Source organism: Streptomyces sp. NBC_00775 (genome assembly GCF_036347135.1).
GTDB classification, from domain to species: domain Bacteria; phylum Actinomycetota; class Actinomycetes; order Streptomycetales; family Streptomycetaceae; genus Streptomyces; species Streptomyces lutosisoli.
This window is the reverse complement of sequence record NZ_CP108938.1, coordinates 11,021,290-11,046,838: the sequence shown is the minus strand read 5'-3', so window position 1 is coordinate 11,046,838 and position 25,549 is coordinate 11,021,290. Positions and strand designations below refer to the sequence as shown.

The 25,549-nt window shown below is 67.4% G+C and carries 16 protein-coding genes, 3 pseudogenes and 1 CRISPR repeat array; of the genes and pseudogenes, 14 read left to right on the top strand and 5 right to left on the bottom strand.

Annotated elements, in window-relative coordinates; translation table 11 throughout:
- Positions 1 to 102: 102 nt before the first annotated feature.
- Positions 103 to 434: direct repeats of the CRISPR family, unit length 26 nt; unit sequence CTTCCCCACACGCGTGGGGGTCTGTC.
- A 390-nt stretch (positions 435 to 824) separates the two neighbouring features.
- The 13 genes and pseudogenes from OIC96_RS49540 to OIC96_RS49480 all read left to right on the top strand — a co-directional run bounded on the left by OIC96_RS49540 (position 825) and on the right by OIC96_RS49480 (position 14,295).
- A complete protein-coding gene (locus OIC96_RS49540) occupies positions 825 to 1,127 on the top strand; it encodes a hypothetical protein (protein WP_330301548.1) in 303 nt (100 codons plus the stop codon).
- The gene (locus tag OIC96_RS49535; protein ID WP_330301549.1) at positions 1,103 to 3,727 is read left to right on the top strand and encodes an ATP/GTP-binding protein; all 2,625 of its coding nucleotides are present in this window, start codon (positions 1,103 to 1,105) and stop codon (positions 3,725 to 3,727) included. The genes OIC96_RS49540 and OIC96_RS49535 overlap by 25 nt, the downstream gene beginning before the upstream one ends.
- Positions 3,724 to 4,638, top strand: a complete 915-nt coding sequence (locus OIC96_RS49530; RefSeq protein ID WP_330301550.1) for a replication-relaxation family protein — start codon at positions 3,724 to 3,726, stop codon at positions 4,636 to 4,638. Before OIC96_RS49535 ends, OIC96_RS49530 begins: the two co-directional genes overlap by 4 nt.
- A 248-nt stretch (positions 4,639 to 4,886) precedes the next feature.
- A complete protein-coding gene (locus OIC96_RS49525) occupies positions 4,887 to 5,165 on the top strand; it encodes a hypothetical protein (RefSeq protein ID WP_330301551.1) in 279 nt (92 codons plus the stop codon).
- 154 nt (positions 5,166 to 5,319) lie between these two features.
- Positions 5,320 to 5,922, top strand: coding sequence for a hypothetical protein (locus tag OIC96_RS49520; protein WP_330301552.1), 603 nt, complete (start codon positions 5,320 to 5,322; stop codon positions 5,920 to 5,922).
- Entirely contained in the window at positions 5,868 to 6,767 is a 900-nt protein-coding gene (locus OIC96_RS49515) for an ATP/GTP-binding protein (RefSeq protein WP_330301553.1), read from the top strand. The genes OIC96_RS49520 and OIC96_RS49515 overlap by 55 nt, the downstream gene beginning before the upstream one ends.
- A gap of 42 nt (positions 6,768 to 6,809) precedes the next feature.
- Positions 6,810 to 7,496, top strand: a complete 687-nt coding sequence (locus OIC96_RS49510; protein ID WP_330301554.1) for an SAF domain-containing protein — start codon at positions 6,810 to 6,812, stop codon at positions 7,494 to 7,496.
- A pseudogene (locus tag OIC96_RS49505) lies at positions 7,496 to 8,322 on the top strand (hypothetical protein). Before OIC96_RS49510 ends, OIC96_RS49505 begins: the two are co-directional and overlap by 1 nt.
- A 31-nt stretch (positions 8,323 to 8,353) precedes the next feature.
- Complete coding sequence (locus tag OIC96_RS49500; RefSeq protein ID WP_330301555.1) at positions 8,354 to 9,799, top strand: CpaF family protein; 1,446 nt, start codon at positions 8,354 to 8,356, stop codon at positions 9,797 to 9,799.
- Positions 9,796 to 10,719 (top strand): annotated as a pseudogene (locus tag OIC96_RS49495) (type II secretion system F family protein); the annotation flags it as partial. The gene OIC96_RS49500 and the pseudogene OIC96_RS49495, both read left to right, overlap by 4 nt.
- 4 nt (positions 10,720 to 10,723) lie before the next feature.
- A pseudogene (locus OIC96_RS49490) lies at positions 10,724 to 11,602 on the top strand (tyrosine-type recombinase/integrase); the annotation flags it as partial.
- On the top strand, positions 11,599 to 11,937 hold the full coding sequence (locus OIC96_RS49485) for a helix-turn-helix domain-containing protein (protein ID WP_330301556.1): 339 nt from the start codon (positions 11,599 to 11,601) through the stop codon (positions 11,935 to 11,937). The pseudogene OIC96_RS49490 and the gene OIC96_RS49485, both read left to right, overlap by 4 nt.
- A 255-nt stretch (positions 11,938 to 12,192) precedes the next feature.
- Entirely contained in the window at positions 12,193 to 14,295 is a 2,103-nt protein-coding gene (locus OIC96_RS49480) for a hypothetical protein (protein WP_330301557.1), read from the top strand.
- A gap of 534 nt (positions 14,296 to 14,829) precedes the next feature.
- Here the strand turns inward: OIC96_RS49480 and OIC96_RS49475 are convergent.
- The 4 genes from OIC96_RS49475 to OIC96_RS49460 form a co-directional block, all read right to left on the bottom strand.
- Positions 14,830 to 18,378 (bottom strand): tetratricopeptide repeat protein, encoded by a 3,549-nt coding sequence (locus OIC96_RS49475; RefSeq protein ID WP_330301558.1) that lies wholly within the window; start codon positions 18,376 to 18,378, stop codon positions 14,830 to 14,832.
- 816 nt (positions 18,379 to 19,194) lie between these two features.
- Positions 19,195 to 19,329, bottom strand: a complete 135-nt coding sequence (locus tag OIC96_RS49470) for a hypothetical protein (RefSeq protein ID WP_330301559.1) — start codon at positions 19,327 to 19,329, stop codon at positions 19,195 to 19,197.
- A 95-nt stretch (positions 19,330 to 19,424) separates the two neighbouring features.
- Positions 19,425 to 21,557, bottom strand: a complete 2,133-nt coding sequence (locus tag OIC96_RS49465) for an NACHT domain-containing protein (RefSeq protein WP_330301560.1) — start codon at positions 21,555 to 21,557, stop codon at positions 19,425 to 19,427.
- A gap of 207 nt (positions 21,558 to 21,764) precedes the next feature.
- Positions 21,765 to 21,953: a hypothetical protein gene (locus OIC96_RS49460; RefSeq protein ID WP_330301561.1), complete on the bottom strand. Its 189-nt coding sequence runs from the start codon at positions 21,951 to 21,953 to the stop codon at positions 21,765 to 21,767.
- Positions 21,954 to 22,588: 635 nt separating this feature from the next.
- Between OIC96_RS49460 and OIC96_RS49455 the strand changes: the two genes are divergently transcribed.
- Positions 22,589 to 23,803, top strand: coding sequence for an ISAs1 family transposase (locus OIC96_RS49455; RefSeq protein ID WP_330301562.1), 1,215 nt, complete (start codon positions 22,589 to 22,591; stop codon positions 23,801 to 23,803).
- A 48-nt stretch (positions 23,804 to 23,851) separates the two neighbouring features.
- On the opposite strand, the gene OIC96_RS49450 is transcribed toward OIC96_RS49455, so the two are convergent.
- Positions 23,852 to 25,327: a hypothetical protein gene (locus OIC96_RS49450; RefSeq protein WP_330301563.1), complete on the bottom strand. Its 1,476-nt coding sequence runs from the start codon at positions 25,325 to 25,327 to the stop codon at positions 23,852 to 23,854.
- Positions 25,328 to 25,549 lie beyond the last annotated feature (222 nt).

Genomic DNA, 25,549 nt, shown 5'->3' with positions numbered 1-25,549 from the left:
AGGCAACCGCCGCCAGGCAGCGGCTCTCACCAGCACGGCCAAGTCATGTAAAGTGACCAAAAAATGCCCTACCGGTCTCCAAAACCACAGGTGAGCAAGGGTCTTCCCCACACGCGTGGGGGTCTGTCCGGCGTGGCCGGCCTGCAGCCGGAATAGGAGGAGTCTTCCCCACACGCGTGGGGGTCTGTCCATGGTGACGTCCTGGTCGACGCCGCCCGGCTGGGCTTCCCCACACGCGTGGGGGTCTGTCCCCGGCTCAACACCCCCTGCCCCAGAGGGAAGACGTCTTCCCCACACGCGTGGGGGTCTGTCGACATCGACGTGATGGGGCTGAAGTCGCAGCTCGTCTTCCCCACACGCGTGGGGGTCTCTCCGGGTCGATGGAGAGCTCTGCCTTCGCGGCGTCGTCTTCCCCACACAGGTGGGGGTCTGTCACTACGGACAAACCGTCGGAGCACTGTGCTTGCGTACTCTCACTCGGTCCCGGCCCGTGAGCTCGTCCCGGCCCTCAGCGGGACGGTGATGGCTGATCAGCCGGCGGACGGACACAGCAACCTGTAATGCCCGGTCACAGCGCTCGGGTTCATTCGCCCCCAGCGGCGGTCCTTGGGGATCAGGCTTCTCAGCCATCACGCACGGCTCTCACCTAGCAAGGTCAAAGCACAAAATAGCAGGTCAGATAGCCACTCCTACGGCCTTCTCATTTCAGTGCGCTGGGGATTCTCACACGATGTCACCAAGACTCCTCACTTGATGTCACCACTTCTGCGCTCTGACCAGTAGAGATGCACGACATCCAGATGAGAACCACTGGTGACACCAAAATGAGAAGCCGCACCGGCCGTGACCTGCTGCGCGCGGACGCCACCGGGATCGGCCGCGCCAAGTGGCCGGCGCTCTTCGGCAACCCGGACCAGGCGATCGCGCCAGCCTTCGCCGCCGCCCGCTTCCGTATCCAGGCCGCCATCGCCCGCGAAGACGGCAGCCCGGACAAGGCGGTCGTGCACCTGGTGTGGGCGGGTGCCGACCGCGGCGGCACCTACACCGACCGGCGCATCACCGACTGGTACTTCGCACGCACTTCGACGAAAGGAGCGTTCACGTGGACGCCTCAGCCCCGTACCTGACCGACCGGGCGGATGACACGGCGGCCGGTCATGTCCTCGGTCTGCTGGCCGGCCTGGTCAACGCCGCTGACTGGGTGATCACCCACTGGTACGTGCCCGTGGCGGCCGCGGCCGTCGCCTGGGCCGTTGGCGAGATGGTGGTACGCCGTCTGGCAAGGAAGGCCTCGGCCGAGCGGATGGCGCTGGAACTCGTGCCGTCGCAGCATTTCGACCCCGGCCTGGAGGAGATCTTCCGCCGCGGGGTCCAGCTCGCCCGGGCTTCAACGAGCATGCCGTGGTGGGCGCCGCGGAGGTCGAAGGCGGTGCAGATCCGGCTGCGCGCCGACGGCTCGAGCCCGTTGCGCTACCGGATCGAAGGTCCTGCCGGCGGTGAACGTCTACTGTCCATCACCCCGTTCGGGCCGGACATCACCGTCAACCGGGCCCGCCCCCTCGTCGACAAGCCGCGTGAGCATGTGGTGCGAGCCGAGTTCGTTCTGCGCGGCAAGCCCACGGCCCCGCTGCGGGATGTCCCGCTCAACCCCGACCCACTGCAGCCTCTGATCGATGCCGTCTCCGATCTGCGGGCGGAGCTGGGGGACCTGGCCGAGATACGGCTCGACATCCAGCGGGCCCCGAAGTGGGCGCTGCGGGCCCGGCGTCTGCATCTGATGTCGGACGCCCGCCGCAGGGAGCGGCGCGAGGCCCAGCGCGCCGCCCGGTGGGTGCGCCAGGACGCCACCGGTCTCGAGGACTCACTGGCCTGGCAGCTCCAGCAGTTGGCCGGCGGCAAGCAGGGCGGGGGCGGGCGCCGTCTGGTCATGCCGCCCGTCCCCCGCCGGGTCGAGCCGGCCGAGGCGCTGGGCAAGCTCGCCGATGACGACCACCTGGTGCGCGTGCAGCTGCTGGTGATGTGCGCGTCGAACACGGAAGGCCGGTGCCAGGCCCGGCTCGCCCAGCTTCAGGCCGCCTTCGACGTGTTCGGCGGCGGTTCACGGTGGGCGATGCGCGGATGGCGGGTTGGCCCGTGGCGGTTCGGGGCGGACCGCTGGCCCAGCCGCCGCGGCTTCGAGCGCCGCTGGACGTTGGGTCACTGCCAGCCGCCCCGCCCGAACTGGGTGCGTCTGGAGGAACTGACCGGCTTGCTCAAGCCGCCCACGGTGCACTGCCGGCTGCCGCTGCTCGCCGGAGACCTGCCGACCTTCGAGTTCGAGAACCCCACGTTGCTGCTGCAGGGCGTCTACCGCGGCCCCGACGGGCGCCGACGTCTGGTCGCCAGCTATGCGAAGGAGACGCTGTTCGAGGTCGGCGTGGGCAAGGCGGGCGGCGGCAAGACCGAACGCGCCCTCGCGCAGGCGATCGGCTGGGCTCATGCGGGAGGCGGGCTCATGTTCGTCGACCCGCACCGCGACTCCTGGCCCCGCGCTCTGCCGTTCCTCGCCCACGACGCACTGATGGATCGGATCGCGCTCATCGACCTCAACGCCAGTGGGCCTGCTCCACAGGTAAGTTCGTGGAACCCGCTCGGCATGCACCAGCGCCAGGTGGCGCACGAGGTCGTCGAGGCCACGACGGACGCCTTCGCGTCCGCGCTCGGCTGGGACGACGCCGGCGCACCCCGCGCGCTGACCATCCTCACCGCTTCCCTGGCGGTGCTGGTGGCCGTCAACGAAGCCGCCTGCCTGGCCGGGCGCCCCGAAGACCAGGCCACGGTCTTCCACGTGCGGGCGCTGCTCACCGACCCGGTCTTCCGCGCTGCGGCGCTCGCCGGGGTTCAGGGGCGCCTGGACGAGGAGACCCGCTCCTGGTGGCAGACGGTGTTCCCTACGCTGCCCGTCGACTCCTTCGCCGTGGTCCTCAATCCGATCGCCCGCCTCGCCGCCAACCCCGTCACCCGCGCGTTCCTCGGGCAGCCGGCCGGCCGCTACAACATCCGCGCCGCTATGGACTCGAAGATGATTGTGTGGGTGTGCCCGGGCGGGAACGGGCCCACCGACCGGCTGATCACCGCGCTCCTCGCCCGGGACCTGCTGCGCGCCGTGCGCTCCCGCCGGGATACCCCCGAGGGCCAACGTGTCCCGTTCCGCCCATACTTCGACGAGCTGATCACCCTGACCGGTGCGGCCGCAGAGACGATCGCCAGCATGTTCGAGGACTTCCGCAAGTACCGGGTCCACGTCCACGGCATGACCCAGTTGCTGGCCCGCCTGCCCATCCCGGTGCGGCTGTCCCTGGTCCAGAACGCCTCCACTCTGGCGTCCACCGCCGGCTCGCAGTCCGCCATCGCGCCGATCACTTCGGAATGGGGCGACCGTCCCGGACCTGACGTCGTCGCAGCCCTGGACCGGTTCGAGCACTACATGTCGCTGACGGTCCGGGGCCGTCGCGTCGGTCCCGTCCGGATCACCGGCCCGCACCTCGACGAGGTCTTCGCCGAGTACGCCCGCCCCCGCCAAGCGGCGGCACTCGAGCGCGCCGCCAGGGCCACGGCCGGCGCCGCACCCCTTAACCAGCTCACGGCCCGCGCCACCGACCAGCTGGGCCGGGTCGGCGACTTCCTCGCCCAACTCGCCCCCACCATCCCGCCAGCCGTACGGCTGCAGAAGAAGGGTTACCAGTGACCACCACCTTCGAAGCCGTGTCGTCCGGCCGCACGCCGAGTCCGGTCGAGCCGCTGCCGCATCAGCTCCTGGCCGTGCTGGGGCAGCACCGGATGGCGACCACCGGTCAGCTACACGACCTGCTGCGGCCCGGCACGGCGCGGCAGACCCTCTCCACTCCGTTGAACAAGCTGCGCCGTGAGGGCCTGGTGGACTACACGGTGCTGCCGCAGTCCAACCGCTCCCGCGCCTGGTATCTGACGGGCGAGGGGGCCCGGCTGGTCCGGGACTTCCCCGCGCTCCGGGGCCGGCCGCCGTATCCGATCACCTCGGCCACCGCTGCCTCGTTGAAGACGCCGCACACCCTGACCGTGATCCGAACCCACCTGGCGTTCGTCACCGACGCCCGCAGGCGTGGTGACGAGCACGGTCACCTGGACTGGACGCCCGAGGTCTCCCACCCGCTCAGCGACGGCGAGAAGATCATCACGGACGCGCTGATGCACTACACGCTCATCGGCGAAGAACAGCGGACGAAGCTCAGGGCGTTCGTCGAGGTCGACCGGACGACCATGAGCAGCGAGCGGCTCGCGTCGAAGCTGATCGACTACGCGCGGCTGTGGTCGTACCAGCCGCAGCCTGCCGGCCGGTCCCGAGCGCGCCAGTCGGCTGTTCCCGGGGCCGCCTGGCTGCGCTGGTATCCGGTGTTCCCCCGCGTCCTGTTCGTGCTCACCGGAGCCTCCCCGTACGTCCTGAGCAACCGGATCCACGACCTGCAGGCCATGGTCTCCCAACACCCGCTCGTGGCCACACTGGCCCGGCACGTACCGCTCGGCGCAGCGGTCCTGAACGACCTCGAAATACACGGACCTACCAGCGATGTATGGGTGCCACTGACCGGCGGCGAACCACGCCCATGGACCGAACTGTGACGCCGCATGACGCCTGAGGCCGAATGTCGCAGCCTTGCAACTGTCACCGAAACCACTTGAACTTTGCTCACGCGAACTAGTAATTTACTTCTGCACGGCCTGGCGCCAGCTTGAACCAGCCTTGCGTGCACCGAACTTAGGGGATGCCAGATGACACAAGCTACTGGCGAAATTCGCAGAAACGAAGTGTGCACCGTGGGCAGGTGGCCGTCTCAACCCAAGCCGTCACGCACGTCGGGAGCGCCTGCGTGGTCGAAGGGATCGGCGACTTCGACCTGGCCGATCTGCACCTGGTGCGCCGCCAGTTCCCGGACCGGCTCGTGACCCTCGACGGCGACGTGATCACCGTATGGTCGCCGCCCCCGCCCACCCGGTGGGCCAACTCCCCCTCCGAACAGCCTCCACCCCGGCGCACAGACACCGGGAGCCGCGCCGGATCGCGCACGGGCGGAACGCGCGAATACACAGGACGCAAATCAACTTCGGGTTCTGAAAGTGACCGGACACGTCCCAAGTTGTACGAGTGAACTCAGATATCAAGCTGGGAAGTTGACTACATATGCGTAACCTTGCGATCACGCAAACGCATCACCGCAGCTGGACCAGGCCGCGGTTCTGGGCCGCCGTACGTCGGAGGGCCGGGGCGGCGGTCATCCGCACCGCGTCGTACGGGGAGACAACGTGACAGCTACACAACGACGCTCATCAGCGCAACATATCGCCGCTGTTCGCACCCGGAAGCACGCAACCGCCCTGCTCCTCGCCGGCAGTCTGCTGGCAGTGGCCGGTTGTAGCGACAGCGACAAGGACGCTTCACCGTCAACGTCGAGCCCTACGCAAACGTCTGGCTCGCCGTCCCCCAGTTCCACCACTGACGCCGAGGACGCCGCAGTTATCGCGACGTACACCAGCTCGTGGACAGCACAGACCGAGGCCTACAGCAAGGCCTCCTCGGCGGGCACCGACCTGAAGAAGAACACCACCTTGAGGGCCCTGTTCGATATCGAGCACGACCTCGAGGTCATGCGGAAGGCCGGACAGGTGACCACCGGCAAGCCGGCGATCAATCCAAAGGTCGTGAAGGTGACTGACGCCAAGATCCCCACAGCCACGGTCACGGACTGCGTCGACACGACGCACTGGACGCTGATCGACAAGGCCTCGAAGAAGAAGGTCTCGCTGCCCACGTCGCGGCTCATCAAATACGTCAGCACCGCAACGCTTGAAAAGTGGGGGACGAAGTGGATGGTCACAAAGTTGACCGCTCAAGAGCAAGCCTGCTAACCCGGCGCCTCGCCGCACTCACCGGCGCCCTCGCCCTGGCCTCGGCAGGCATCGCACACGCTGGCGATGATCCTGACGTCGGTGCCGGCAAGTGCCAGGTCATCAAGTTCTGCGTCGATGTCGGCGTCGGTGACGAAACCGGCGGCAACGGCGGGCAGGCGGGCGGCTCACAAGGCGGCGACGACGGCGGCGACAGCAAGGTGGAGTGTAAGTACACCAAGGTCGATCCGAAGCCTCCGGCCGCATGGCCGGGGTGGAAGGGCGCCGACCCCAAGAAGAACGACGTGTACCTCTACGGTTGCACGGACGGCGGCCAGGACAATCCAGACCGTTTTGTCGTCGTGCCGCTGGGGCAGCCTCCGGTGCCGCAGGTCGACCCGCAGGTGCTGGCCCAGCGCGCGGTCGACTCCATGACGCTGCTCGGCCCGGACATCGCCAGCCCGCGCGCGGCCGGGAAGTACACCGTGGGTGTCCCGATGTGGATGTGGGTCAACCAGAGCGCCACGACCTACGGACCGAACACCGCGTCGGCCTCGGCGGGCGGGATCACTGTCACCGCGACCGCGCAGGTGTCGAAGATCGTGTGGACGATGGGCGACGGTGCCTCCGTGACCTGCAACGGCCCGGGCACGCCCTACCAGTCATCCGAGGGCATGGCCCAGTCCCCGACCTGTGGACACCCGTACTCCAAGACCTCAGCCGGTTCCCAGGGCGGCAAGTACCAGGTCACCGCGACCTCGACATGGACGATCGACTGGCAGGGCGGCGGGGCGGCCGGTCAGCTCACCGAGATCCGGCAAACCAACGTGCAGGTGGCGATCGGCGAAGTGCAGGTCGTCAGGTAACGCTGCCGGAAGGACGGAACGTTGAGCAGGACCCAAGAACGTGTGGACGCAGTCACCTCCAACGGTGTCCCCCCTCAGGGGCATTTCGCCAGGCCCGTCACTCCTCCGCGGGTGTCGGCCCGCCGTCGCCGACCGGGTGTCATCGCCCTGTCGCTGGCACTGATCGCCGCCGGAGGGGCGGGTGTTGCCGTCCTGCTGCTGCAGGTCGGCCACCGCACCGAGGTGGTGACCGTCGTCCGCGACGTCCAGGTCGGCCAGGTCGTCACCGAAGGCGATCTGGCGACGGCGTCCATTGCCCTGGACCCGGCCGTCAAGGCGGTGCGCGGCAACGACCTGGACTCGGTGGTGGGCAAGCGGGCCGCTGTCGAGCTCAGGCCCGGTTCCCTGCTCGCTCCGTCCCAGGTGACGAAGGACAGCCTGGTGAAGGCCGGTGAGCAGCTTGTGCCGATCGGGCTGAAGCCGGAGCAGGTGCCGGCCACGGCACTGGTGCCGGGCCAGAAGGTCGAGTTGGTGCACGTCCCGGCCCAGGGCGCGGCGGACACCGGCAAGACGTCCGGCACCCCGCCGGAGACCATCGAAGGCCGGGTCGTGAAGGCCTCCAGCGCCGCTCCCGGCACCGGGATCGTGGTCGTCGACGTCGCCACAACTGCGGAAGAAGGACCGACCGCCGCCGCGTGGGTGGCGGCCGGCACCCTGCGCCTGGTCCTCGCTGCTCCGGACGGTAGCTGATGGCGGTGATCGCGCTCGCAGGCTGCAGTGGCGCGCCCGGCGTGAGCACGAGCGCTCTCGCCCTGCTGCTGTCGTGGCCTCTGGAGCCGGGCCGGCGGATGATCCTGGCCGAGTGCGACCCGGACGGCGGAGCCGTGCTCCATGGCCTGCTGCAGGCACGCTCGGCGACCGGTACGGGCTGCGCAACCTCTCGGTCGCCGCCCGCAAAGGCGAGTTCAGCGACGCCTTCTGGCGGCAGCTGATCGACCTGAGCAGCGAGGACGCCAAGACGGAGTCACCACGCGACCGACTGCTGCTGCCCGGCATCACCGACCCTGCTCAGTCGGCGAGCCTCAGCTCGGTGTGGAAGGTCCTCGCGCAGATGTTCCGTGGCATCGAGACCGAAGCCGGCCACGACGTCCTGATCGACCTCGGCCGCCGCGGGGCGTACGGGCCCTCCGGTGTGCTGGCTGAGCAGGCCGACGCAGTGTTCGTGGTGGTCCGCAACACGCTGCGCTGTCTGCAAGCGGCGGAGGGCCGGGTGCGCGCGCTTGTGGAGCGGGTCGGTGACGTCAGTGTGCTGATGGTCAACGAGGGGCCGTATCCCGCGGGCGAGGTGCAGCGTGTGCTGCAGGTGCCGGTGGTGGCGACCCTGCCGTTCGCGCCGGACGACGCCCGCGTGCTGTCCGACGGCGCCGAACAGCCCCGCCGGTTCACCAGGTCGTCGCTGATGAAGGCTGCCCGCACGGCCGGCACCCTGCTGGTCCAGCGGGCCGCCCTGCGCCGGGCCCGCCTGGATCCACGCGGCATGCGCGCCGCTGACGGGGAGGTGACCCGTGCACGCTAGGCCCTTGCACCCCAACCCCACGGTGGCGCCGATGTCCCAGACGTGGACGCGCCAGGCCAACGGGGCGCCGGCGCCTGCCGGTGCTGCCTCGAGTACCCACGTGCTCGGTGCCGCGGCTCCTCAGGTCACTGTCGACTACAAGGTGGCCCGGGACATTGCGTCCCAGGTTGCCAGGCAGCGCGAGGAGCTGCTCAAGACCAAGCCCGATATGGACCGGGCCGGCGAAGAGCAGCGCTGCCTGAACTGGATCGCCGAGGCGGTCGCCCTGTGGTCGGACGCCCGGGCGATGACGCCACAGCAGGACGAACCGCTGCGGCGCGCCGTGTACGACCTTCTCTTCCGGGCCGGGAGGTTGCAGCCGTACCTGGACGACGACCGGGTCGAGGACATCATCATCCAGGGTCCGAACGAGGTGTGGCTCGACTACGGCGACGGTGAACGCCGCATGGTCGGGCCGATCGCCGAGTCGGAAGAGGAACTGCTGGAGCTGCTGCGGGAGTTGGCCCGGGGATCGGGGCACAACGAGCGCACCATCTCCACCGCGAACCCCACCCTCGCCCTGTCCCTGCAGGACGGCTCCCGCCTCCAGGCCATCACGGGTCTCGGGCCGATGACCTATGCGGTCATCCGCCGGCACCGGGTCTCCCACGCCGATCTCGACGACCTGGTCCGGCTGGGCACGATCGACCCGGTCCTGCGCTCGTTCCTCGGCGCGTGCGTGCGTGCCGAGAAGAACATCATGATCGCGGGGAAACAGAAGGCCGGGAAGACCACTTTGATGCGGGCGATGCTCAAGGAGTTCGACCCGGAGTGCCGGTTCGCCACCATCCAGACCGAGGACGAGCTGTTCGCCCACGACAACGGCTACCACCGCCAGGTCGTCTCCCTGGTGGGCCGTGAGTCCAACGGAGAGAAGGACGTCACCGGCCGCAGCGCCGGCGAGGTCACGCTCCTGGACCTGATGCACCCGGCGTTGCGGATGTCGCTGGAGCGGATCGTGGTCGGCGAGGTCCGCGGGCCTGAAGTCGTCGCGATGATGCAGGCGTTGACGAACGGATCGGGCGGCAATCTGTGCACGATCCACGCCCGAAGGCCCGACATCATCTTCGACCGGATCGCCGAGCTGTACGCGCTCGCCCAGGAGAACCTGTCCGAGCAGCTCGCCTACCGGCAGACCGCCAACGGCCTGGACTTCATCGTGTACGTCGACATGACGGACGAGACGCAGATCGGCGGCCGCCGCCACCGCTACGTCTCCCATGTCCTGGAGCTGACCGGGATCGGCGAGAACGGCCGGCCGGCCACGAACACGGTCTTCTCCCCCGGTACCGAGTTCGGTGAGCTGCGGGCCGTTCCCCGGATGGACCCGGGCTGCGTCGACGACCTGCGCCGCGTCGGCTTCGACTCCTCCCTGCTGCAGCAGCCCCACGGGGCCTGGCAGGCGCCGCTGCCGCTGCTGGTGGAGGCGCGCCGATGACGCTGTTGTGGGGGCTGCTGTGCGGCATGGCCGTCATCGGCGGGCTGATCGGCTTCGTGTCCGGCGTCGTGGGAACGACGGCGCCGCGCCGCGCCCGGCTGCGGGAGCGGTGGAAGGCTCTGCGTTCCAGGAAGGACCAGAGCGAGGATGTCCGGCTGCGCCGGCGGACCCTCGCGGTCCTGGCGGTCGTCGTCTTTGTGACGGTGTGGCTGGTCTCGGGGAACTTCGTGGGCGGCGCCCTGCTCGGCGGGGCCGTCGTCGGCGTGCCCTGGCTGATCACGCCCGCGCAGATGGCGCAGGCGCGCATCGGCCAGCTGGAGGCGCTCAGCGAGTGGACCCAGCGGCTGGCGGGCCTGCTGCGGCTGGGGATGGGCCTGGAACAGGCGATGACCACCAGCCGTCAGGGGGCACCGGACGAACTCGCCCCGCAGATCGTCAACTTGTCCGACCGGCTGCGTCTGGGCTGGCGCCCGGATGGAGCGCTACGCGCGTTCGCCCAGGAGCTCGACGACGTCACCGCGGACAAGGTGGTCGCCGCGCTCATCCTGTCGGTCAACGACCGCGGCCCGGGCCTGGCCCAGGCGCTGGAGGATCTGGCGGGAACGGTCCGCGACGAGGTCGCCAAGAAGCGCGCCATCGAGGCGGACCGGGCGAAGCCGCGGACCACTGTGCGGTGGATGACCGTCATCACCGTGGGCGTCGTGGTGGCCGGGTTCTTCGTGCCGAGCTACACCAGGCCCTACTCCACCCTGCTCGGACAGCTGGTGCTGGCCTTCCTGACGGCCGGGTTCATCGGGGTGCTCGCCCTGATGCGGCAGCTGGGCACCTTCCGCCGCATCCCGCGTTTCCTGATCACCGACCCGTCCAGCACCGTCCGGCTGCCCACGCCGGAGCCGGACGTGCCAGCCGTGGACCGTGAGCCGCAAGTACTTCGCCGGTCCGGGCAAGCGCGCACACAACACGCACCGTCAGAAGCTCAACCACATCGACGCGTTCTTCGCCTTCCTCGAACAGCGCTACGCACACGAGATCATGATGCGGTTCGGGGCGGCGGTGGAGTCACCGGTCGACCCGTTCAACAGGCCTGTCCACCGTGGGGACTTCGGGCTGAGGATCCCGCCCTCGCAGACGGCGATGAAGGAGTTCTTTACGCGCTGGCGGGAGCAGTTGCCGTACGCCCGGAAGTACGCCGTGGCCTGCCGCGACTACGTCATGACCAAGATCGGGTACATCTCCGGTGTGCGGGCTGCTGAGCTCTGCCCAGTGACCATCGGCGATGTCCACTGGGAACACGGCCAGTGGGGCCGGTTCGTCGTCCAGGGCAAGGGCGCCCGCGGCTCGGGGCCGCGGCCCCGCGAGGCGTACCTGTTCCGCGAGGGGCGCGAGTTACTTTGGTGGTACATCGAGGAGGTCCGGGCGGAGTTCGGCGACGATGCCGATCACCCGTCGGCGCCCCTGTGGCCGTCGGAGCGGAAGCCCAAGGCCGTAGCGGCGCTGAACCTGCCGATCGCGCCGGCGATCACACCGTCGACGTTCCGGCGCCAGCTCCACGGGGCTGCCGCGAGCTACCTGACCGGCCCGGTCACCGATCTCTTCCCACACCTTCTTCGGCACGCATGCGCAACTCACAACTATGAGCGAGGCATGACGTTGTGGGAGGTGCAGCGCATTTTGGGCCACCACTGGGCCACCACGACTCTTCGGTACATGGCGACTGCACAGGCCGATCCCGAGCATGCCAATGTGGCTGCCAGCTCGCGGGCGGCTCAGCGCCTGGTGATGGACAAGGGGAACCTTCGGTGAAGTGGAATCTGAGGATGGTGGCCGCTCAGCGGGACCTGTGGCGTCCCACCGAGGTGCTGGAGGCGTTCAAGACGGTCGGGTTCACACCGTCGCTGAGCAAGGTCGCTGCGATGTGGAGCGGCACGCCGGTCACGGTGCGGCTCGATGATCTGGACAAGATCTGCGCGGTGCTGAACTGCACCGTTGGCGATCTGCTCCAGGCCGAGCCCCTGGAGTCCGCTGTGAGGGAGAGCGAGGCACTGCCGAAGGCCGTGGGAGCTGAAGGCTCCGGCGGGGGTCCCGTACGGCCGACGCCTTGTCGACAGGGCAGCCGTCGCTCGCTGCCGCCGAACTGACAGATGCGGGCACGGTCTCATCCCGCTCAGTGCCCGGACTGCAAGGGCTGGGGGGCCCTCGGGCTAACTGTGTGCCAGGGGTGCACGGAATGGCGGAAGAACCATCCTGAGCAGAGCCTATGTCTGCGCTGCCGTCACATCGGATACCTCAACTCGGATCGTTTGTGCCGGGCGTGTCTGCACGCTGTCCGGCTCGATGCCGACGCCGCGTGGGTCACCGACCCTGACGGGGCCGGCGCGCGAAGCCGCCAGCTGATGTTCCTCTACTACGGCCTGGCCCCCACCCACGCCCAGCCCCTGAAGAAGTACGGCAGGCGCACCGGCCGCACGGGCGTCGATCAGCGCGAGCGTCTGAACTGGGTGGAACACCTACGCGCGGCCGCGGCCCCGACCCGAGACGACCCTGCGGTCCTCCCACCAGCCGTCCCGGGACAGCTATCGCTCTTCCCGGTCCGCCGGATGCTGTCCATCGACGTCTGCCGGGGCATTCTGCAAAGGCCGCTCGTCGGCTACCGCGAGGTCGTCGAGCACACCGCGGCGTTCGCGGCGGACACCGGCATCACCAAGCCCATGCAGCGCAAGTTGCACGAGATGCTCCGCCTCGCGCTCGCCGTGCGCGACGCCGACGGCGACGACCTCGTGGACGAACTGGTCCTCGACGACATCCCCAACTACGTCCGGTCCGTCCGGGCGATCCTTCTGCGGGCGGACATGCTCAGGCTCCTGCCGGAGCCGCGCGAACCCGACCGTCCCCGACGGGCACGGATGTCACGGACCACGCGCCGTGTCTGGTCGCCCCGGGCGATGACACCGAGGGCCTGCCAGCAGTGCGGCTCCTGGTTCACAGCGAAGACGAAGGTCACCTGCGAGCCCTGCTCATCCTTCGCCGCCCGGAAGAGAGGGAACAGCCCGGCCTCCGTGGGAGCGTGCGACCGTTGCCTCCGTGTCGACCTTCCGCTCGCCGACGGATACTGCCGTGGATGCCGATGGCACGTAGCCAACTACGGCCCAGGGGACATCACCCGGTTCGGGACGCAGTTGTGGCTCGGTTCTCCGGTCCCCGCACCCACAAGCCTGCGTCACTCGGCCATGGGCCCGCTTACTCCGCGCCGACCTGTGTCCGAGCACTTGGTTGCCCCTGGGCAGGAGAGGCTGTTCGAGCTCGGGCGAGACTGGCGTCCGGTGGTCGAGCTGGCGCGGCATGATCTGCCGACGCTCACGGACTCGGCCGAGCGGTTGCTCGACGACCTCAGCAGCGTGACGAAGCAGGAGATGTGGTCCCAGGTCCCCGCCACCAAGACCCGAAACACGCTGACCATCCTGGTGTCCTGGCTCGGTGCCGATGCGCCGCTGCTGGAGTCAGACATCCGGTCGCTCGTCGACAACCGTCCCCTGAAGTTCAGTGGGCGGCGGGTCACGCAGTTCCTGGAAGCCCGCGGGCTGCTAATCCCGGATGCCGAGTTTCGCCGGGACGCATATCAGAAGCGCCTGGAGGCCGAGCTCACCGCACTGCCCGCGATAATTGCACAGGAACTCTCGGTCTGGATCAAGGCCGTGCGTGGAGAGGGCAAGTGGGAGCACGCTGGCCGCTCCTACCGGAGCATCGCCCGCTACTGGCATGTCCTCGACCCGATTCTCAAGGGGTGGATTGCCGACGGCGTCAAGAGCCTGCGCGAGATCACCCAGGACGACGTCAAGCGGGCCATCGCCACCCGCAAGGGGACACCGGCCCGCTCGATCCACATCGTCCTGCGGAACGTCTTCCGGGCCCTTCGGCAGGAAGGCGTGATCTTCCGCGATCCCACCCGCGGCCTCGTCTTCGCGGGGATCAACAAAACCCCGCCTTCCGTGCCCTCGGACCGACTGGCCGGCGTCCTCAGTCACGCGCGGAACGACTTCCAGCGCTTCGTGATGGTGCTGGTCTGCGTCCACGCACTCAGCGGCACCGACATACGCCACCTGCTGCTCACCGACCTCGACCTGTCCCGTGAGCGGCTCATCGTCCGGCGCCCCGGCAAGCGGCACGTCGTCTACCTGGACGAACTCACCTACCGCTGCGCCTCCGCATGGCTCCGTGAACGTCACCGCCGCTGGCCGGTGACCACCAACCCGCATCTGCTGATCAACCGATGGACTGCGGTAGACACCACTCACGCGCCCATCGGCACCACATTCACCGCCATCTTCCGGCCCACCGGACTCACGATGCCGACGCTGAGGCAGGACCGAATCCGCGACGAGGCATTCGAAGTCGACGACCCGCTTCACCTGATGCGCCTGTTCGGTATCTCTTCGCACACGGCGATGCGGTACATCACCGCGGCCCACCCCGAACGCACCGCGAAGCTTCCCCGATGAGGCGAGCGGCAGTCATCACCCCGTACACAGGGGCCTACGCTCCAATGGTCGCGTACGAGCTCCTGCGGCCAAGCAGGACCGCCCGGCCTCGGACCTCCGCCCACCTCCTGCGGGAGGCCGGCAGCAGGATCCACTCACCAAGCGCGCCCGCGTCTTGTCCGTTGTCGGCCAACTACTCGCACGTCGACTTGCGGTGTCGAAGGATCTGTCATCGGCAGTTGGCACGGAATGTCGGCGAGGCTCGGCACCCCACGCTTGCGCCTTGGCAGAGTCGAGCGAGACGCCGATGAGGCTCTCCTTTCGAGTTGCTGCATTTCGTGTAGCTGGACCGAGGCACCGGCTCGCAAACCGCTGTCCACGGTTGTCCCGGGTCGTGGTGGGACACAGCCGCGGTGAGGTCTCCTGGAAGCACAGGCTGGTCACGTGACCAACCCGTCAAGGGAGTCTCGATGCATTCGATTGTGGACTATCTGGCGCTTGCTACAGGGACGTTGAATCTCCTCGGCGCCGTCGTGAAACTCTTCGGCGGAGTCGTTACTCCGCGTCAAGCAGATCCTGCAAGTCAGGAACCTCGACGCCATCAGGGGCTTCCGCACGCGCTTCGGCTAGCAGGCGCTCGGCTACGGCGAGGTCGCCGATCTCGATCATGACCTTAGCCAGTTGTACGGTAGCTGCCGTGTGCAGTGCGAGACGCTCAATTTCTGAGAGCACCGCCAGGGGCGAGCCCAATAGCGCTCGGCATCGTTCGAGTAGCTTGGAGGCTTCCTCCGCGGTTTCGGCGAGCTGCCCGCCATCTATCAGGCCTAGGCAGAGCGCGCCGGTGCACTTTGTGCGCTCCTCGTCGTCGGTGAGGTTGTCGACGAGCGTGATGATCTCCCGCCACGCGGTTTCGAGCCCCGAGTAGCCGGCGTCGGCGGTGGCCATCACCATCCAGACCTGTACTCCCAGGCTCCGGGCACGTAGCGAAGCGAAGATGTCGCTCTCCGGGCAGCGCTCATGCTGGCAGGCGGCGAGGTCGAGCGCGTCGTGGGCTTCCACGTACCGCGATGCCTGCGCCCAGGTTTCACCTATCATCAGTGCCGCCTCCGCGAGAGTAGCCCGCTCGCCAAGCGCAAGCTGGTCGTCGGCAAGCAGCAGGTGCAGGTCAGGCATCAGCTCGTCAATGAGCCCTTTCGTCTCTTGCTGTTTGCGGCACACCCTGATGAGTTGGGACAACAGCTCGACGAAGAGTTCCCTGGTCGGCCCAGGTGCCATGGGGTAATAGCCCCGCAGCCGCTGGATCATGGTGATCATGGTCCGCCCATACTGTGGCAGCAGGTTCCAGTTGCGCTGCACGCGCGCCACTCCGCGCGACAAGTAGACGAAGTCGAGCGGATGGAAGTCCGTACCCACCGCTTCATACCACGCCCATAGCTCCGTCAGCTTCTGCTCGACAGCGGCGACGATGGCCTCCCGGTCCTCGCCGCTCTGCGCCGCTTCAAATGAGGTGGAGAGCGCAATCAGTTCGCTGCCGTAGCGACGTTCATCGGCCGCCCCGGGCCCGGCGACCTCACCGGCGAAGGTCAGGCCGTACTTGCGAAACCGTGCATTGAGGTCGGCGTCGCTCTCGATGAGATTGCCAAATCGAGTTTGAGTCTGCCAATGAAACCCGCCGCCGCGCAGGATGACGCTCGCCCAAGCAGTGGTGGCGGCAGCCCGGTCGCCGGCCGCGTCGTAAATGAAACCAAGCAGGTTGGTGGCAAGGGTATCGCCGCGTTCGATGGCCTTTCGGGCTAGCGCGACCCCGCCGTCGATTTCGCCGGTGTGTGCCACCATGCGGGCGATGCCGTTGCGCGTCCACGCGTTCTGCCGTGGCAAGGCGCGGAGGATCTCGATTGCCTTCTCGGTGGTGTCGACCGCCTGTAGCCGCTCGCGCAGCTCGGGCTCCACGTACACCTCGCGCACGACCTCCATAAGCATAGGTTTATCCGAGATATGAGCAAAACAAGCCTGTATAGATATACCCATAAGTAGTGGGCAGCCGAAGATGCCGTCGGGGTTCCCGTCCTGCGTACGATAGCGAAAGACAGTGCCAGTGCCGTCGCGGTGGCGTGGTAAGACAGGCAGACCTTCATCGTCGATGATTGGGCCAGTGTGGATCAGTTCGCCGGAACGTACGTCCCGGGCCTCCCACCAGAAGCGTTGGTGCGGGCTGTACTTGGGGGTGACGGGACCGGCGAGGGGGGCCAGCCTAAGACTCGGATTCTGTGCGACCAGTTGGGTGCGCAGGTAGGCGGCTTTGATCGCCTGTCCCCTGCGTTTCAGGTATGCGAAAAGCTCATCCCACTGCTGGTATCGGTTGGCGAGAAAGATGAAGAGATTTCGCGCCGCCTCGTAATCGCCGCGGCGCTCGAGCAACTCGGCCAAGGCACTATTCGCGGTCTCGCCGCCGTCTCGCGCTGCCCGCCGCAGCGTCTCTGTCGCCTCCTCCAGTTTTCCGGCTGCCTCAAGGCGCTGAGCGAGCAGCAGGCACGAACATTCCTCGTCTCGCTCTACTCCGAGCCGCAGTGCGTCTAGGGCTTCAGCGTCCCGCTCGAACTTGAAGAGAAATACGGCTAGATCGTGGCACGCATCCTTATCGAGAGCTGCAACCTTCCACCGTCGCAGCCCGGACAGTTCGAACCATCGCTCCTGTTGTTCCAGGATGCGCCCCAGGCTGGAGCGGGCAATCTGGCTGTCCGGCGCAGCCTTCCTCAGGAGCTGCTCAGCGACCAGGACAAGGCCCCGGTACTCCGCAGTCTCCGCCAACTCAACAAGGTCGACGGCGTCGGTAAGATGTGCGACGTAACAGCACCACACGGGTTCCGGCGGCATCAGGTGGCGACGTGCCCGGTCCGCGGCCTGCAACAGATAGTCGGCCACGACGTACCTGCTGACGTTACCTATGTGCTCCGCGATCGGTTCCAGCGTCGCGGTCGCCCCTTTGAGCTTGGCAGTGGCGTAAGCCAACGCGTCGGCAAGCCACGATGTCCGCGCCCGGCCGCGGGTACGTTCCGAGCAATAGAGCGGCGTTAACGCCCGCAGCATCTCGACAGTGAGGCTGCGAGGCCCCCCGAAGCGCGCCAGATCAATCGCCGCGTCCATTAAGGCACGGTCGACTTCCTCGGCGTGCCGCCACCGGGCCATCAGCTGGGGCGCAGCAGCGAGAACCTGCGTAGCTCCGTAGTCCTCCGAGCGCAACGCTGCCGCGATCCGGTCATCCTGTTGCGCGTACTCCTCGGCACGGTCCCGTTCGTCGTCGCTGAACACGTCTGCCATTGGTAGGACCATCGCGAGGTCCAGCAGCCGTCCCTGGACCCATTTTGCGGGGTCGTTAGCTGCGTCCGCTGTGATCTTGGCGTACCGCTGCGACCAGAGTGTCCCCACGACGATGACCCGCGGCACGCCATCGACCAACAGCCTAAGCAGCGCCGCGGTAGCCCCGTCGTCGGTGTTGAGGAATAGCCCTAGCTCGTCCAGCCAGAGCACGGTATCTGTCTGAATCGCCCCGATCAGCGCGCCCAGAGACTCGCTGTCCAGCGGCGCCTCCAGCCTCCAATCCGGGACGATTTCAAGCACCGCCTCGTATGCCGACCGGGTCTTGCCGGCCGCCGAGTTGCCAGTGATGAGCAGGAATCCGCCACGTTCGGCGAGTTCAGCCATTTTCGCCCGGATCCCGTCCGGCCCGCCATCGGCGTCCCGAGCAACATACTGCGGTAGCGCCCCACCGACCCCTGCCGAGCTTTCGATCGGCGGGTGCACACCAAGCTTGATCGGATCAGCCTCCCGGACGAACAGCGTCGCCCGCTCCGGCTCATCCACCCGCAGGCGGCGCAGTGCATTCATCCACAGGTCCTCGTCGGGCGGCGGGTCCAACCGCGGCAGGCGCAGCAGGGTCCGCAGCGCCGCTTCGCTCGGAAGCCGCTTGCCATTGAGGATCGCGTGCAGCGTGCTGCGGGGCACTACCTGCAACTGATGTGCGAACGACGTCAACTCAGGCTGAGCATTCTGCAAATCAGCGGTCGCCTTCTCCGCAGCACGCAGCACGTAAGCCCCCAGGATCAAATCCTTGAGGCTCGCCGCAAAACTTTCACGTGTGTCGATGAAGCCTCCATTGGATCAAGTGAGTGGCGATCGGCGCTGCTGCATTTTTCCAAAGAGCGAGATGACGAAACCTGCGTGGTCCGGAAAGCTGGGAACCATCGCGACCAACCGATGCATCTGAGCTATGGCGAGGCTCGATTCTACGAGGCAACTGGATCAGTTTTGCAGCGCCCTTGGCAGGTCAGGCGCCATGAGTGGCCTGGTGTCATATCGCGAGCGACTTCCTGACCTCCGTGCAGCAGGACGTCTTCGGGTCACCGTGGGTGCGGCAGATTCTGGACACCGAACGCGTGACAGCGTTGAGCTCTGCTACGCGAAGTGTCGCGGCTCCCTACCGGAGCTGTTCGACGCCACCTGGACTCGGTTGGATGAATCGTCGATCTCGAAGTGGCGACCAGGGTGCCCCGGGCCGTCACCTTCCGCCGCGAACGTGGCCTCGATGGTGAGGGCATCGCGCTGCTCGAATCTGCACCCGTACCGGCAGGCAAAGACCCTGGCCCATAGGATCGCGCGTCCACGCGCCCGGGTGACACTCCCTCAAACCGTACTGGCACAGCTGCCACGGTGAGCGACAGAAAGTGCTGCACCTGGCCGTGGAGAATCTGCCCAGCGGCCAGGGTGAACCCGCACTTGTCCGCCACCTGGACCCTCATCAGCAGCCGGGTTCCCGGCACTTGAGCTACGGGATTCTGCGAACCCACGCGCTTTGCCCTGCTCGGCCGCCAAACTCGCAGTGGACTGACCCACCCCCGCTCGCCGTCTCTACACCGGCTCGTATCACCTCATGTGCCGGCGAGCCGCGGAGAAGATCGCTGATCCCGCCGCGTCCTCGTGCTCTCCGCCCTGCATGGCTTCGTCCGCCTCGACGACGAACTCCTGCTGTACGAGCAGCGGATGGACACCCCCGGCCACATCGCGGAACCGATGAAATGCCGACCATTTGGTGACGAAATGTAGGCCTTGACGTCGGCAGATGCGCCAGTGCGGCGGTGTGTGGCATCGGCTGATCAAGGTTGATGTCCTGCGAGGTGACGCTGGAGGTCGATGTGACGGAACTGGTACACCGCTCCCACCTGTCGCAGTACGCCTCGCCGCTGGTGGGCGTCGGCTAGGAAACTCATCAAATGCCAGGGCACGTGCCCCAGCACTGCCAGGCGGATCTGCGCCACCAGGAACACCATCCCAACGGACCCGGCGAGTCCGAGCATGAGGCCGACCGGGAACCCGACGGCGAGCCCGAACGCGAGGTCGAACGCGAGCTGGGGCTCGCCCTCAAACCAGAGTCCGAGCGCAGCCCTGAGCGCCTCCGCGAGCATGCCCATGAGCGCGCCCGCGAGCGTAAGGGCCGAAAAGGTGCGGCGGTCCCGTGACAGGACCACGCCTGGCCCCACGGCCTTGTCCAGGGCAGGGCGCACTGGCCTAATTCCACCCAAAAATGTGAACGGGAGCCCTATTGCGAGCATGTAAAGGAGCCAGGCCGTCCACCCGACCCTGGCCACACTTGGGGCCGCGAACACAAATCCGAAAATGAGTCCGCTGGGGACCCCGACAGTGAGCCAGGCTTTCCCTCTCCAGCTCCAGCGGATCCCTGAACTTGGGTTTCTCTCTCTTGCGGACGAGGCGATCCGTGTTGCCATCACGGCCCACAGGAGACCGAACATGAGCCCGTACTCGATCCCGGTCGAGAGGAGGCCCGTGAGCCACATCAGGAAGACGAATGGGAACCAGCCCACGAGCCCGGCCGTGAGCCCGACCGCAAGCGCCTGTCCGTGTTGGGGGTGAGCTTTGGGGAGTTGCCACCAGGCAAGGTTGGGGGTGCCCGCGAAGGTGTGTTGGAGGTGGCGGGCGAGGAAGGTGAGGGTGCGCTGGGCCTTTTGGGCGGTCCAGCGAGTGGGGTGGTGAGGGTGGGGTCGGTAGGCGGCGGGAATGAAGGCGGCGAACAGGTGCGTGTCAATGTCCTGGCGGGTGGGGAAGCGTGCCTGATCGAAGAGCTCGTTGGGGTCGGATAGGCCGGAGAGGCTGGCGAGGTCCTCGTCGGGGCGGGGGTTGTAGATGGTGCGGGCCAGGAAGAGTCCAAGCGGGGTACTCAGTGCCTGGGAGGCGGGGGTGTCGGTGCTCAGTGAAGCGGTGACCCGCCTCCAGCGGGCTGCGGCCTCAGTGTTAGGACCTCCGGCGTCGCGTTCCAAATAGGCGGCAGCTTTCGCGGGATCCAGAGGCAGGAGCTGGATGCCTGCGGCTCCGTTCAGGAGCACGGTGGTCCCGGCTTGTGTGGTAAGGGCATGGCGGTACTCGGCGGTGCGGCTGGAGAGCACCAGCGGCTGGCCTGCTGGCAGTGCCTGGTTAATGGCATGTAGGGCCCGGGCGCTCAAGGCCTGGGGGAGTTCGTCCAGGCCGTCGAGGATGGGCAGGATCAGCCGCTGCTGAAGCAGGGCGCGTGCTTGGGTGCCGGTGCTGGCCTGTGGGGGAATGGCGGGGGCGCGCAGGGCGGGGTGGTCTTGGGCGAGCTGGTCGGCCATCCATGTGTGCAGGTCCTGCTGGGCTGGGTCCCAGGCGGCCAAGGGGAACAGGAACGGGACCGGTCCGTCGGGCGGCCGGCGTTCGAGCAGGGCCAGGAGGAGGCGGATTAGCAGCATGGTCTTGCCAGCACCAGGTTCACCGAGGATGACCAGGCGGCGGGTGGGGACGCGTTCGAAAACCTGGGCGATGTCACCCCCACCGCCAGCTAGCCCTCTGGGGCTGACAATCCACGTGGACGTGGCTTCGGGGGGCTGGCCCGGCCAGTCCCCCGCCAGCTCCCTCAAGTGGGGCCACGACTCAACCAGGTCAGCTTCGGCTGCGACCCATTCGACCGAAAGCGGGAAAGGGTCGTTGAGGCGGCGTACCTGCGCCTCGGCCTCCCACTGCTGACGCACCCCTTGGGCGAGTTGGTCGGCCACGTCCTCCAGCCGAGCGGGTTCCGGTCCGCTCTCACGGGGGCGGAGCACGGCGATCACTGCGGCAGGTAGCGCCAGCAGGCCGGTGAACGCGGCCACAACGGCGATCAGATAGTCGACCTGGTGACCGCGCGCGATATACCACGCCAGGAATACGCCGACCAGGACTACATACAACAGCCCAACCCACTTCGGTACACGTCTCACATAGTGATCATGCAGGGCCCCGAACGGCATTCCCATGATTGACCTCGCCGCCGCTGCCGAACCGGAAGGCGACCTGCGCAAGCCCAACGTTCGCGGGCAGGAGCAAGCGGCATATCTCACCTGGAATCCGGCGATCCGATCACGGGATCGCTACAGAAGGGCAACCGGTGAGACCCCAGGCCAGCAGGGTTCCGTCGGTAACCCAGATCAGCGTCGAGCAGCTGCGCCGTCCTCCCAGTCCTCGGCGTCGTCCGCCGTCGCCTCGTCCCCGTTCAGCCCGCGCTGCCGCAGGAAGGTGAAGAACAGCCGGTACAGCGGGGTGTACGTAGTCTGCGTCCCCTGCTCCTGCGCCGAGTACGCCGACCACCGGAAGCACTCGCTGAGCCGGGCATCCACCCGGGCCCTCCGGCGAGACGAGAATCGGCTGCCGCTCGCGCAGCCCCAGCACGCGTTCCCGCTCCGCGAGGTCCGCCCACCCGGCCGCCGGGCCGTCGCCTGCTGATGTGCCCCCATGACCGACCCAGAAGAGCCGCCACTCACCCACCACTTCAACTCTCAGCCGCAACACGACCTGAGGCAACACAGCGTATGTCCACAGAACACCGCTACGCCGCCTACATCGGGCCGCGTACCGGCCGGCTGCTCACCGCCACCTCCTACCCGTACCCGAAGGCCGACCAAAGGGGTGCGGTCGCACGAACGCCGTACACCGTCACGACGGCGAGGGCGTCGAGCTGGTCATCAACTGGGGTTTGGGGGTCGATTCAACCGCGTACATGGTGAAGATGCTGGAGGACCCGGCCGCCCACAGAGTCGACTTGGCCCGCACTGTGGTGCTGCACGAGCTCACCGGGGACGAGTGGCCGGCCCAGGGCTCCGTCGTTCTCGCGGTTGGTCCCGGAGCCGCGGGTATGGACCCGAGCCCAAGTCGGCGGTGGTGGCGGGCTTGTGACGATCGGTGGGTACGCGTGCGGGCACGGCTTCCGGTGATCATGGAGTGTCGAGTTCGCTGATCACCACAACGGAAGACCGTGCCTGCTGCGCCATCATCACCCGTCCCCGTCGGGCTGGGCCAACTCGCGGGCTGCGATCCGGCCTGTCCCGACGAACTGCCCGACCTTCTGGCCCGGCTGTCCCACCTGCCCGACCCGCGCCGCCGCCGGGGCCGCCGTCACCCGCTGCCGTATGTCCTGGCGGTCGCCGCCTGCGCGGTCCTGGCCGGAGCGAAGTCCCTCACCGCGATTGCCGAATGGGCTGCCGATGCCTCTGACCGGCTGCTGTTCTGCTGCGGGGCCGCGCTGCGTGATCCGGACCGGCCCTGCCGGGCGCCCAGCGAGGCGACCGTGCGCCGGGTGCTGCAGCGCATTGACGGCGACGCGTTCGACGCGGCGATCGGCGGCTGGCTCATGGGCCGTGCCGCCGCCTCCCGCGCCGCCGACCAGGACAGAAACCCGCTGGCCCGCCCGGTGCGGGCAGCGGTCGCGGTGGACGGCAAGTCCCTGCGCGGAGCGATTCGCGCCGACGGCCGCTGCGTCCACCTGATCTCCGCTCTGCGGGACGACGGCATCGTGCTGGCCCAGCGTGAGGTCGACGCCAGGAGCAACGAGATCACCGCGTTCCGGCCGCTGCTGGACCCACTGGACCTGACCGGCGCGGTGGTGACCTTCGACGCGATGCTGACTCAGACCGACGCGAAGTTCCTGGTCGAGGAGAAGGAAGCGCACTACATCGCCGTGCTCAAGGGCAACCATCCGAGCCTGCACGCGCTGGTGAAGGAGCTGCCATGGAGGGAGGTTCCGCTGCTGGACCGCACCCGGGCCACCGCGCACGGCCGTGACGAGATCCGTCGGCTCAAAGCCGCCACCGTGCCGCGGCTGCCGTTCCCGCACGCCGACCAGGCACTGCAGATCGTCCGTCGGCGGCGCACCCTACGCACCGGGAAGGTGTCGATCGAGCGCGTCTACGCGATCACGAGTTTGACGGTGCACCAGGCGAACGCTGCTGACCTGGCGGAACGTATTCGCGGGCATTGGGCTATTGAGAATCGTGAGCACCACGTCAGGGATGTGACGTTCGGGGAGGACGCCTCGCGGGTGCGGACCGGCGGCGCGCCGCGGGCGATGGCCTCCCTGCGGAATCTGGCTATCGGCGCGCTCCGCCTGGCCGGGTGGGACAACATCGCCGAGGGCCTGCGCCATCACGGGCGGGACATGACCCGGCCGCCGGCCGCCCTCGGACTCACGTGATCACTCCGCGCCGATCGCAAGAACGACAGAGCCCTGGGCCGCGGAGCGCTACTTCTTCGCGGACCGAAGGAGCTGATCGACTGTGCGTTCAGTCGATTGGGTTTCTGTGGTCATTCCATATGGTTCTTGCTCTGAATCGCTCAGTCTTTCCTTGCCTTCCGAGTCTCGGAAAATTGAGACGTACAGGTAGGGCTTGGTGTCTCCCTTGGCTACGTCGATTCCCCCTTTCGGAAACACCCACCAGCCCGTGGCATAGTCCGTGGAATGCGTCAGGTTCAGCATCTCGCTGCTGTGGTAAATCTTGGAGTGGAAGCGATAGAAATCGTCTCCTTTCGGTGTGAGCCAGTCCGGGGCATCCTGGAGATGCCTCCCGGTTTCCGGGTCCCAGGAGACTTCGTGCGAACTCGCATAGCTGTTTCCCAGTTTGCCTCGGTCGGCTCGGACGAAGGAGGCGGTCGCGTCGATCTCGATGCGACCGAGCCCGGATCGCAGCGGCACATCGATGACGAAGTCGTGCGAGAGGTTCATCCCTGGGTCAAGCCGATCGCCCGGGTTGGCGAACTTCCCGGTGCCCAACATGTGCGAGTACCCATACTTTACGTGCCTGAATGTTCGGTCGTAATTCAATGTCTCCCACTTCCATTGGCTCTCCCCGATACCCTTTTCCGAGTATTGAGTCGGCCACCCTAGGACCGTCCACATGGTGCCGACGACATAGACCCTCACCGAACCGGTGTTGCGGAACTCCACATGTGCCGGAACGTGAAGCGCGGTACCGTCCGCACTTAAGGTGGATTCGCCGAACGAGATGCTGAACGGGATTTTCACGGGAGTGGAGTACGGGACGTACATCTGTGAATAGGTCAGGCTCACCAGCCCGATGACTCCGGACACCACGACGCTCAGTGCGATGCCCCTGGGATGCTGGATCGCCTGCCACACCTTCTGTCGTGTCAGAGTCCACAGGGCCCAGGCCGCCCAAAGCACCAGGCCGATCCACAGCCAGAGGAACGGGGTGTAATCCCGGCCCTGGATCTGTGTGATCAGGAACATCAGATCCGTGACCAGCACGGTGCCGACGCCCGCCAGGACGACCGGGCCCGAGTATCGGATGGCCCTCTTGCCCCAGTAGTCGCACACGGCCAGCGCTGCCACCGCTTCGGCCAGCGCCGCGGCGATGAAGGCGACGCCCACGACGCGACCGCCGTACGCGAGGGCGTTGAACGCGTCCGTAGTGCCCACACGAAAGAGGACCGCGGCCGAGACCAGGAGGCCCAGCGCCATCAAGGCGCCGGCGACGCGTCTTCGCCATGGACTGTCGGGCCAGGAGGACTTGTCCGCCTCCCAGTGGACCCGGCCGGGGTCGTCGATATCAAGGTTGTCCGGAGGCAGGCCGGCCCGCCGGAGAAGGCGTCTCAGCCCGCGCGCCGACCAGACCCGTCCGATGGTCTCTCCTCGGACGCGCACGGCCCGCAGCCCCTGTGCGTCCGGGGCCTCCACGACGATGAGAGGGTGGTTGCTCACGAACTCAGGGTGACTGTGTCGGAACGACCGTCTCGGAAGCGACACACCTGGGTGGGACGACATCGCCGAGGGCCTGCGTCATCACGGGCGGGACATGACCCGGCCGCCGGCCGCCCTCGGACTCACGTGATCATTCCTCACCGATCGCGAGAACGACGGAGCCCTGGTGGCCGGCCACCCGCGCGCATGCGGATATCGGTAAGTCCGGCTATCACAACCTGC

Bases quoted from the DNA above. Each gene is read 5' to 3' on its own strand.
- OIC96_RS49480 (WP_330301557.1), top strand. From the start codon at position 12,193: ATGTTCCTCTACTACGGCCTGGCCCCCACCCACGCCCAGCCCCTGAAG.
- OIC96_RS49540 (WP_330301548.1), top strand. From the start codon at position 825: ATGAGAAGCCGCACCGGCCGTGACCTGCTGCGCGCGGACGCCACCGGG.
- OIC96_RS49500 (WP_330301555.1), top strand. From the start codon at position 8,354: ATGTCCCAGACGTGGACGCGCCAGGCCAACGGGGCGCCGGCGCCTGCC.